The organism is Frankia sp. CoWAU3 (genome assembly GCF_977971855.1).
In genome coordinates, this window is sequence record NZ_CDWWXB010000020.1 from 6,213 (window position 1) to 6,808 (window position 596).

General features: G+C 72.1%; 1 protein-coding gene. It reads left to right on the plus strand.

The window, feature by feature from the left end; genetic code table 11:
• Nucleotides 1-105: 105 nt before the first annotated feature.
• Nucleotides 106-596 (plus strand): ATP-binding protein (locus tag AC08ON_RS03860; protein WP_476616461.1); only part of this gene is annotated, 491 nt, incomplete at its 3' end.

Consider the following 596-nt stretch of genomic DNA (forward strand, 5'->3'; position numbering starts at 1 on the left):
AAGGGCGGTCTCCCACGGGCACCGGCGTGGGGCGGCGTCGGTGGACAGGTGACACCAGCCGCCAGTATCCGCCTCACGATGGACAACGCAGGAGAGACTGAGTACATGTATGGCGCAGCAGGGGGTGGAACGATGCCTGCGCGCGCCATCGCGTTGCCGCCGACGCCCGACTCCCCCCGGGCCGCCCGGCGCTTCCTGCTCGAGGCGTTGCACGGGCAGCTGGACGACGACCTGCTGGACTCCGCGCTTCTGCTCGTCACCGAGCTGGTCACCAATGTCGTCGTGCACGCGGGCACCTCGGCCACCGTGGAGGTGCGCGCGGACGGTGACGGCGTGCGGGTCGGGGTCACCGACCGGCATCCGGTCCGCATCGGCATGGCCCGGGTAAAGAAGGTCGAGGACGCCGACTTCGGCATCGACGGGCTGCGCGAGGACGGCCGCGGCCTCGCCCTCGTCGACGCGCTCGCGACGAGCTGGGGGACCGAGCACGGCCGCGGTGGCAAGACCGTCTGGTTCCGCCTGGAAACCGCCGGCGACGGCTCGCCCACCGCGGCTGTGACCAGTCCCGCTGTGGCTGTGACCTGTCCCACGCCCCG